General features: G+C 64.6%; 5 protein-coding genes. 4 read left to right on the top strand and 1 reads right to left on the bottom strand.

Annotated features, from left to right (window positions below; all coding sequences use genetic code 11):
* From BEMPMBAN_RS29715 to BEMPMBAN_RS29705, 3 genes are all read left to right on the top strand, one after another.
* Nucleotides 1-186: hypothetical protein (locus BEMPMBAN_RS29715; protein ID WP_159235053.1), on the top strand; the 186-nt coding region annotated here is incomplete at its 5' end.
* A 460-nt stretch (nucleotides 187-646) separates the two neighbouring features.
* Nucleotides 647-1618, top strand: coding sequence for a helix-turn-helix domain-containing protein (locus BEMPMBAN_RS29710; protein ID WP_159235052.1), 972 nt, complete (start codon nucleotides 647-649; stop codon nucleotides 1616-1618).
* 38 nt (nucleotides 1619-1656) lie between these two features.
* A complete protein-coding gene (locus tag BEMPMBAN_RS29705; RefSeq protein ID WP_159235051.1) occupies nucleotides 1657-3141 on the top strand; it encodes a class I adenylate-forming enzyme family protein in 1485 nt (494 codons plus the stop codon).
* 18 nt (nucleotides 3142-3159) lie between these two features.
* On the opposite strand, the gene BEMPMBAN_RS29700 is transcribed toward BEMPMBAN_RS29705, so the two are convergent.
* Entirely contained in the window at nucleotides 3160-3585 is a 426-nt protein-coding gene (locus tag BEMPMBAN_RS29700; protein WP_159235050.1) for a pyridoxamine 5'-phosphate oxidase family protein, read from the bottom strand.
* Between the two features lie 94 nt (nucleotides 3586-3679).
* Between BEMPMBAN_RS29700 and BEMPMBAN_RS29695 the strand changes: the two genes are divergently transcribed.
* Nucleotides 3680-4672 carry an LLM class F420-dependent oxidoreductase gene (locus BEMPMBAN_RS29695; RefSeq protein WP_159235049.1) on the top strand — a complete coding sequence of 331 codons (993 nt, stop codon included), beginning with the start codon at nucleotides 3680-3682 and terminating at the stop codon, nucleotides 4670-4672.
* Nucleotides 4673-7705: the final 3033 nt, after the last annotated feature.

Here is a 7705-nt window from a genome sequence, read left to right as displayed (position 1 = left end):
GCTGATGCGAACATCGGCTCCATCATGGGCATCGGGTTCCCGCCCTACACCGGTGGTTCGGCCCAGTTCATCGTCGGCTACCAGGGTGCCCTCGGCACCGGCAAGGACGCCTTCGTCGCCCGCGCCAAAGAACTGGCAGCCAAATACGGCGACCGCTTCACCCCACCGGCCTCGCTGACCAAGTAGTCCGCACCGCATGAGCCCCCGTGACGATCTGGTCGCGGGGGTTCATGCGTGTTGTGGGTTGCCTCGCAAACTAGGGTCGAAGTGCTCTCGTCACTGATCTCCGTCTCCCGCCTCGCCGCCCACCTCGGCGAGGCGATGGATGGACGTTATGACGCTGCGGTGGTTCCGGTTACGCTCGCCGCGTCCGTCGGGATGGCCAGCACGGAACGGTGATCCGCCGGCGGCTACGACTTGGCGCGCGCTGCCGAGTCCGGTGGCGGGGCCATGCCGTGTGCGATCGCGTGTCCGGCGTCGACGCCGGCCGCGAACTCCCGCACTAGGCGAATGACAGTGCGGGTCAGTAGCTTCCGGCGCGGTCGCTTCCATCGCGTGGGTGCTTTGTGCAACATGCTCCCCATGTTGCCGCGTCGGTCGGGCCACACACAGTGGCCCTGGTGTCGCTCTTCGATAAGATAGTGACATGCATACGGTCGCGATCCTTGCCTACGACGAGATGTCAGGATTCGAATCGGGTCTGGCGGCGGAGGTCTTCGGGATGGCCGAGTTGTCCGAGATGTTCTCCGCGGGTATCCCCGCGCCCTGGTATTCGGTGAAGCTCTGCTCCGAAACCCCGGAGGTCCGGTTGCTCGGCGGTGCCACGGTCCGGACCTCGTACGGCCTCGATGACCTCGCTGCTGCGGATACCGTCGTCATCCCCAGCATTCGCGACGTCTCGCAACCCACGTCGCCGGAACTGGTCAGCGCGATAAAGGCAGCCGACGACCGTCAGGCTCGGCTCGTGTCGATCTGTTCGGGAGCCTTCGCGTTGGCCGCGGCCGGGGTGCTCGACGGCCGGATTGCGACCACCCACTGGATTTATGCAGACCTGTTTCGGCAGCGCTATCCCGGCGTCGACATCGACCCGGCGCCGCTGTACGTCGACAACGGCCGGGTGCTCACCAGTGCGGGTTGTGCTGCCGGTCTGGACCTCTGTCTGCACATCGTGCGGTCGGACCACGGCACGCAGGTCGCCAACGACGTGGCTCGCCGGTTGGTGATCTCGCCGCACCGCGCCGGCGGGCAGGCCCAGTACATCGACACCCCGGTCCCCGAGCCTGCGACGGATGGACGGATCGCCGCGGGGATGGCCTGGGCCCTCGAACACCTCGACAGGGCAATCACGCTCGATGACCTTGCCGCACAATCGGCGATGTCACGGCGCAGCTACCTTCGCCAATTTGCCAAAGCGACCGGTACGACGCCGATCAAGTGGCTGACGGAGCAGCGGATCCAGGCCAGCCTCACCCTGCTCGAATCGTCCTCGTTCTCTGTCGAGCAGATCGCGGCCCGCGTCGGCTTCGACTCGCCGGTGACCTACCGGTATCACTTCGTGCGCCAGATGCGGACAACACCCAGCGAATACCGTGGTTGTTTCACCGGCGAAACCGGCTGAGGCTGTTCACCCGGCCGCCAGAGCGCCACAATGGGTCCGTGCCCGAAAGCTTCACCGGAAAGTTCGCAGCAGGGCTCGCCAGTTACGGCGACCGGCCCTGCATCGAGTTCGAAGGTCGTTGGTACTCCGGCGCCGACATCACCTCCTATGCGCATGCGATCGCGTCCGCTCTGGACAACGCCGGCGTCGCGGCTGACGCCCCCGTCGGCTTGGTGGTTCGCAACCGTCTGCACCACGCGGCCGCGATCGTCGGATTCCTGGCCGCGGGCCGTCCCGTCTCGATGATCTACTCCTTCCAGTCACCGGAAGCGATAGGTCGCGACCTCGAGAAGCTCGCGATGTCGGCCGTGGTCGCCGACCCAGAAGACTGGAGCAGCGACGTCATCGCGGCCGCCAGGCGAGCAGGTTGTGCAGGCGTCGCGATTTCACTGACAGCGCCGGCCGTCGCCCCGGTGGAGGGCCTGGAGCGCCGAGACAAGGCCCGTCAACACGCTCGGGTCGAACCCGGTGTCGCACTAGAGATTCTGTCCAGTGGAACGACGGGGCCTCCGAAGCGACAGGCGCTCGGAGCGTCTGTGCTGGAACGGACGGTGTTCAGCGTGACCAGCGGTGAAGCCGCGTCACAGTCTGCGCCTCCGGAGTTCGCGTACTGGCAGTTCGGTGGCATCGGGGTATGCCAGTTGATCGCGGGTGTCTACAACGGCCGCCGGGTTGTGATGCTCGAACGCTTCACGGTGGACGGCTGGGTCGACGCGATCAGGAGACACCGCATCACACGCGGCGGCGTGCAGCCCGCGGTGATCCGCATGCTGCTCGACGCCGACGTTCCGAGGGCGGATCTCGCGTCGCTGGAGTTCCTGATCAGCGCCTCGGGGCCGTTGGATCCCGAGACCCGTGACGAGTTCGAGCATCGCTACGGCATTCCGATCCGGTTGGCCTACGGGGCAACTGAATTCGCAGGGTCGCTGTGTGCGTGGACGCCGGAGATGCTTCGCGACTTCGGCGAGTCCAGGCGCAACAGTGTGGGTCGTGCCCTGCCCGACACCGAACTGCGTGTCGTCGACCCGGAGACGGGCGCCGTGCTTCCTGCCGGCCGGCAGGGGTTGCTGGAGGCCAAGGTGGGTCCGCTGGGCCCGGACTGGATTCGCACCACCGATATCGCCAGCATCGACGTCGAGGGTTTCGTGACCTTGCACGGGAGGGCCGACGGCGCCATCAACCGCGGGGGATTCAAGGTGTTGCCCGAAACGGTGCGGAAAGTCCTCATTTCGCACCCCGGTGTCAGGGATGCCTGTGTCGTGGGCGTGCCCGACGTGCGCCTCGGGCAGGTGCCGTTCGCCGCAGTCGAGGTCCCGGCCGACACTGATCCGCCTTCGGACGACGAACTCCAAGCGCTGGTACGCGGCGCTTTGCCCGCCTACAACGTGCCGGTGGCCTTTGCGGTGGTCGACGCGTTGCCGCGAAACCCCGCTTTGAAGGTGAGCCTGCCGGAGGTTGCCGCGCTCTACGCCGGTCGAACCTGACGGCCATCGCGGAAGTTTCTACACCGCACCGAGATCGGCCGACAGCCAGTGCTCGGCCTTGACGAATACCGCGACGCTTTCGCCGTGCTCACGACGTGCGAACTCCAGGTACGGTTCAACGTGCTCTGGCGCGAGATAGCGCTTGGTCATCTCGACGAGTTGATCGTCGGTGCCTGGTTCGATACGCAGGACGGGACCGTCCACCGCGACATAGCGCACGGTGGGTTCCACGCGCTCGACCATCAACGACAGGAAACCGCTGGATTCGATCAAGCGGTGTTTGCGCGAACCTTTCCCGGTGATGAACCACGGGTCGCCGCCGGGTGTGTACTGGTACCAGATCGGCACGGTGAGCGGACCGCGATCAGCGCCGGCGTGGACGGACAGTGCCGCGACATGTGGTTCGGCGAGGAACTGCTCTCGTTCATCCTTCGAAAGTGCCATGCCTTCAAGCTACCGGCGGGGTGTGACAGATTCCGGGCCTTCTCGGCGGAATCCACCGCCCACAACAGTGCAACCACCTCTAAAGTCAGAGGGCATGCGCTTCGGACTGTTCATCCCCCAGGGGTGGCGCCTCGACCTGGTCGGAATCGACCCCGGCGACCAATGGCGGGTGATGTCCGATCTCGCCACCCACGTTGACGAGGGTGGTGTCTGGGACTCCCTGTGGGTGTACGACCACTTCCATACCGTCCCGATGCCGACCGACGAGGCCACGCACGAAGCATGGTCGCTGATGGCTGCGTTCGCAGCGACCACGTCGAGAGTCAAGTTGGGTCAGATGTGCACGGCGATGAGCTACCGCAACCCCGTTTACCTGGCCAAAGTCGCCGCGACCACCGACATCATCTCGGGCGGCCGAGTCCAGATGGGAATCGGCGGCGGCTGGTACGAACATGAGTGGCGTGCATATGGATACGGATTCCCCTCGGCGGGGGTCCGGTTGGCGCGACTCGACGAAGGCGTGCAGATCATGCGCGCCGCGTGGCGTGACGGGGTGGTGACGTTCGACGGCAAGCACTATCAGGCCGATGGTGCTGTCGTGGCACCCAAACCCCTGCAGGACGGGGGTATCCCGCTGTGGATCGCCGGTGGCGGCGAGAAGGTCACACTACGCATCGCCGCGAAGTACGCCCAGTACACGAATTTCACTTCCGAACCGGAAGGCTTCGCCCACAAGTCGAAGGTGCTGGCCGACCATTGTCTGGAGGTGGGTAGCGATTTCGGGGCGATCATCCGCTCGGCGAACGTCAACGTCGTCACCGGCGCCACCGAGGCGGAGGTCAAGGAGCGGCTCGGTCGGGTGCGGTCCAGAATCGGCGCACTCACCGGGGATGCCGCCGCGGACGCCATGTTGCAATCGATGAGCACGCCCGCGTCAGGCAGCGGCACTCCGGGGCAACTCATCGAGTCGCTGCAGAAGCTCCGCAGCCTGGGTTGCGAATACGTGATCTGCTACTGCCCCGAAGCCGCCTACGATCGGTCGGGCATCGACCTGTTCGAGCGAGAAGTGATTCCTGCGCTGTCGTAACGGCAAACCCTGCGACCGGCTTCAGTGCCGGATCCCGGGAAATAGCGGGCTGGTGGCGCTGAACTTGCGGCGTGCGCGCGCGGGCGCTGTGCCGACGTAGGGCCGCATGCGACTCGACGGCCGTGTACTGCGCAGTGCAGCGTGGCTCGATCCAACGCAAGCGCGAACTCAGATGCCATTATGTCGCCGACGTTTGACTCTCCTGCGTCTCCCAGCCCGAGTCTCGGCATGCGGGGTTCAGGGGGCATTCCGCGATTGATCCCCACCAGGCAGATCTTCACTTTTTCGGTCACGCAAATTTGCCAACATAGGTAGATCGCGGAAGTTAGTCCAGTTCAACCGGCCCATCTGCCACCAAAGCGCTTCTCTATTTGGTTGCGTATGCAAGCAAAGCAGCAAACACAGTGATGAAAATCACTCTCGTGCCCTAGGCTCAATACTGCTGGGCGGGCGACGGCCATAGTGGCACGTTTCAGCAAATCTGCGCTGGTGGCACGAACGAGGCGGGGAGCGGCAATGACGCTGCGTGTGTGTGTGATGTGCAACCCATACGCAAAGTCCCTGCGACGCCACATCTCTCTCCTTTTATAGGCGCCGCGCGAACACAATCGGCGGGGGGATACGCAGGCTGAGCAAACGGAGGACCAGGTATGTGTGCGACCCCGGCTCGTCATCGTGCCCAGTATGGGAATTCTTCAGACACTGAACCGGGGTTCTGGGCGGCGAAGGACCTCGTCACCGGCGCGGGACGCGCAGGCACTGCGAGACACGCGCGCAGGGCGCAGTCAAGATACGCGCTCCATGTGGGCCGGGTGGGCGCGCTGGCCGTGTCCCTGGGTGTTGGCCTGGCGGTCGCGAACTCAGCCGGGGTGGCCTACGCGGACAGCGATTCGGAATCGGTGTCTGCAGGATCCAAGACCGACAATGATTCCTCGTCGGCGGGACCCCGGAAAAAGCGTGACCGCGCCGACGATGGGTCGAGCCAGAGTTCATCGGAGGGTGATTCGGAGGCTGACGACGCCTCGGATGACGACACCTCGGCCGATGACACCTCGGACATTGACACCACGGCCGATGACACCACGGCCGACGACGCGGCCTCCGAGGACGGGCCCTCCGAGGACGACGTCGAACCCGGCGATGAGCCAGACGAAGATGTCGCCGATCCGAGCGACGTAGCGGCACCGTCAGATCTCCCGGCCGGGGAGCCTGTAAATCCTCCAGCGACTACCGATGACGTGCCCAGCGCACTGTCGGCAACTGATGACACCTCGACGACGGACGTCGAAGAACCCGTCGTGAATCCTGCCGAGTCGACCGTCGACGACGGGGAAGTTGACGCCGCGATCGACACCGACGAGGGCACGCTCCTCGATGCTGACGATGCGTCTGAGGAGGACGTTGCCATCGTTGATGTGGTCGCCACCGAGACTACGGTCACGGAGACGATCACCGCCGCACCCGACGAACAAACTGTCGAATCTGTCGACATGGTCTCAGCGCTCGTGGCGGGAGTGGTGTCACCATTCGCAGATCCGGCTACCCCCGCTCAAGCCCCGTGGTTCGATGCCTTGTTGGCGTGGGTACGCCGTCAGATCACCCACACCTTCTTCAACAAGTCTCCGGTTGTCGGTCAGGTGACGACCGAACAGATACTCACCGGGCAACTGCTGGTGGACGTTCCGGCTTCTGATCCGAATGGTGACCCGTTGACCTACACCATCGTGCAACCGGAGCACGGTTTGGTTGTCAGGGATCCGCTGACCGGGAAGTTCGTCTACACCCCCACCACTGTCGTGACGGGTGAACCGCTGCAGGACAGCTTCAAAGTTGTCATCAGTGACTCGTCTGAGCATCTCGAAGGCATATGTGGCCTCATCCAAGGCGTCTTTCACGGGATCTTCCGGGCGATCGGACTCGCACAGCCCGATGAAGTGACTGTCACGATCCCGGTTACCGTCAACCCACTCGTCGAGTTGGCGCCCGTGGTGGTGGTCTCCCCGGTCGCAGCCGGCACCACCGACTCGGCGATCGCGGTGTCCCCGATTCTGGTGATCACCGACCTGGATTCCGACGAGTTGGTCTCCGCCACAGTGACTCTCAGTAATCCAGGTTCCGGACCCGTCTTGAGTCATGGGGCGCTGCCCACCGGGGTGGCCGCGAGCTACGCCGACGGTGTCTTGACCTTCACTGGCACGGCCTCGGTAACGGCCTATCAGCAGTTGCTGGCCTCGGTGACCCTGACCTCGCCGGTCACCGCCATCGAAACGGTGTCCTTCCGGGTTGTCGACGAGCAGGAACAGCCGAGCATCCCGGTCAGCACGGTCGTCACGGTGGTCGGGTTGCCGGTGGAGGTGCCGCCGTTGGTGGTGGTGTCGCCGGTGGCGGCGGGTACGACTGGCGCTCCGATTACGGTGTCGCCGGTGGTGGTGATTACGGATCTTGATTCCGATGATATTGGTTCGGCGACAGTGACGTTGGGTGGCGCCGCGGCTGGTGATGTGCTGGGTTACGGGGCGTTGCCGACTGGGGTGTCGGCGGATGTCTCGGGTGGGGTGTTGACGTTTACCGGGTCGGCGACGGTGGCGGAGTATCAGCAGTTGTTGGAGTCGGTGACGTTGACGTCTGCTGACGTGGGGTTGAAGTCGGTCAGTTTTGTGGTGGTTGATGGGGAGGGGAACGCGTCGACGGTGCCGGCGGCCACGGTGGTGACGGTGGTCGGGTTGGCGGTGGAGGTGCCTCCGTTGGTGGTGGTGTCGCCGGTGGCGGCGGGTACGACTGGCGCTCCGATTACGGTGTCGCCGGTGGTGGTGATCACGGATCTGGATTCNGANGANNTNGGNTCGGCGACNGTNNCTNTCGGCAATTCTGCTGACGGTGATGTGCTGGGTTACGGGTCGTTGCCGACTGGGGTGTCGGCGGATGTCTCGGGTGGGGTGTTGACGTTTACCGGGTCGGCGACGGTGGCGGAGTATCAGCAGCTGCTGCAGTCGGTGACGTTGACGTCTGCTGACGTGGGGTTGAAGTCGGTCA

It is taken from the genome of Mycolicibacterium austroafricanum, assembly GCF_902705885.1.
GTDB classification, from domain to species: domain Bacteria; phylum Actinomycetota; class Actinomycetes; order Mycobacteriales; family Mycobacteriaceae; genus Mycobacterium; species Mycobacterium vanbaalenii_A.
This window is presented reverse-complemented; position numbering and strand designations above follow the sequence as displayed.

Bases quoted from the DNA above. Each gene is read 5' to 3' on its own strand.
- BEMPMBAN_RS29695 (WP_159235049.1), top strand. From the start codon at position 3,680: ATGCGCTTCGGACTGTTCATCCCCCAGGGGTGGCGCCTCGACCTGGTC.
- BEMPMBAN_RS29700 (WP_159235050.1), bottom strand. From the start codon at position 3,585: ATGGCACTTTCGAAGGATGAACGAGAGCAGTTCCTCGCCGAACCACAT.
- BEMPMBAN_RS29710 (WP_159235052.1), top strand. From the start codon at position 647: ATGCATACGGTCGCGATCCTTGCCTACGACGAGATGTCAGGATTCGAA.